2 protein-coding genes are annotated in these 1,848 nt (G+C 37.3%); one reads left to right on the top strand and one right to left on the bottom strand.

Features of this window, described 5'->3' with window-relative positions; all coding sequences use genetic code 11:
• Positions 1–458 precede the first annotated feature (458 nt).
• A complete protein-coding gene (locus A3842_RS09515; RefSeq protein ID WP_074101179.1) occupies positions 459–617 on the top strand; it encodes a helix-turn-helix domain-containing protein in 159 nt (52 codons plus the stop codon).
• 246 nt (positions 618–863) lie between these two features.
• On the opposite strand, the gene A3842_RS09510 is transcribed toward A3842_RS09515, so the two are convergent.
• Entirely contained in the window at positions 864–1,151 is a 288-nt protein-coding gene (locus tag A3842_RS09510; protein ID WP_256701626.1) for a dipeptidyl aminopeptidase, read from the bottom strand.
• Positions 1,152–1,848: the final 697 nt, after the last annotated feature.

Below are 1,848 nucleotides of genomic sequence, written 5' to 3'. Positions count from 1 at the left end.
ATTTTATACTCAAAAGATATACTTTATTTGGAGTGATTATTTTGACTTTGGTGGGCAAAGGAACATCCAACACTGCAAGTGCGATCTTGACTTTGAATTCTAAGTATTTCTCTTCCACTGGATTATTATATATTATTGTATGATCGTGATTCATCAATGTATTCCCCTTTAAGAGTTGTATATGCAAAAAATAATGATGTCAACAGGTATTTGAAATTTAAATCCCGTTATCAAATATGCTGAAATATGTTACATTAAATACGAAATTTAAATTAAGCATTTTTGTTAGGGTTCGTCTGCCAGGGCGAACCCTTGCTCCTGTTCTCCGTAATTGTCTATCATGATATAATCATAAAGATAGGATCTTATCACCCCCATACCCGTTAGGAGATAAATCAAACGTGGTTCAATACTCCCGGGGGAGATGTTTACTTCAAGATCACCTTGACTCGCGTGGTATGACTCAGGCTGCTTTCGCTTCGATATCAGGATACTCTGAGCGTGTAGTATCATACTATTGTTCTGGCGAAAGACGGATGAGTCCAGAAGCGATGTTCACGGCTTCCTCCATTTTAAAAGTCCCAATGGACCAATTTTACGAATGGATCAAGCTCTAGATGATGAGTAAACAGCGGCATTTAGCCGCCCCCTTGGGAGTTTCGGAACAAAATGTTCTGAAAGTGTTGTATCGGTTCGCCCCACTTATATTTATCTCTCTGTCTACAAATCTATTTTACCATTAATGTAACAATGAAATATGTCGAATCCTGACATTGTTATCCTAAAATCGAACCTAGGTTCGATTTTAGTTGCATTATTTACCCATATATGGTATATACGTAAACAAAAAAAGCTCTTCGCTTTCAGAGCTTTTTAATGTGTTGATGTATTAGATCTCTTTTATATTTTGCTACGCTGGTTGAACTTCCATTTGGGAAGAAAACCGTGATAGCATTGAATTTTTCAGTGGCGTAGCTAATCTTACCCAAATTAACAAGGTTACCAGAATCAAGTGGTGTGAGGAAGGCAAATGCCTTTTCACAGGCCTCAAGTGTCAACAATACAGTGAACTCACCATCATCTGTATGAAATCGAGGAACTCTATAATTTTTCTTCGGTGACCACAAATCAATAAAGTTTACATCTTTCATGTCGAAATATGTAAATTCTCCGGCATCTTTCCCGTTTACTATCCTAACCACTAGTATCGTATTATCCATGTTGTATCTCTACTTATTTTCGTTTTTGAGGTTTTCAAGTTCGACAGGAAGCTTTTGAGCTCCTAGGAATGTTTTCTGAGTGTGATAGTGCGCTTTGCGCTCTTCTCCAACTTTTCCGAAATAATACGAGCCAATGACTGTTTCAATTTCCCACCTCCTTTCAATATGACTGTAAGTGTTTGAATAGCAAATGTGAGAGATAATACCGGAGACAAAAATATCAAATTCGGCAATATAATTATACCAGAAAAGACGAGGTGTTTTTTGGATAAATAATGAAACAAAGATATTGTTACTGCACTTAACACTGTCAATACTATGGTAAGCGTGAGATTGAGTGAAACAAAAGGTGTGCTTGCGAATATCGCAACAGAAGCCATCGTACATGATGTTAATGATGGCATGTGAACCCCCCGGAAAACCTTCTCAGTAGAGCAAACCCCACCATTGAAATTACGGTATGATTCTTATGTCCATTTTGATACCTCCAAATAAAAAAAGCACCCGTTAAGGTGCTCAGGCTGTCGAGAAAGTCTCGACAGCCTGATTTATATGCAATTAATTTAAAACGACACCGCGTTAATGTTGTATAATATAGGTAACTATTTATAGAACGGATGGTGTGTTG

The sequence above is a fragment of the Paenibacillus sp. P3E genome, from assembly GCF_001909045.1.
GTDB classification, from domain to species: Bacteria; Bacillota; Bacilli; order Paenibacillales; family Paenibacillaceae; genus Paenibacillus_AQ; species Paenibacillus_AQ helianthi.
Note: the sequence above shows the minus strand (reverse complement) of the source record. Positions and strands in the feature narration are given on the sequence as shown.

What these genes read in the sequence shown, in the direction of transcription:
- A3842_RS09515 (WP_074101179.1), top strand. Translation starts at nt 459, where the DNA reads ATGACTCAGGCTGCTTTCGCTTCGATATCAGGATACTCTGAGCGTGTA.
- A3842_RS09510 (WP_256701626.1), bottom strand. Translation starts at nt 1,151, where the DNA reads ATGAAAGATGTAAACTTTATTGATTTGTGGTCACCGAAGAAAAATTAT.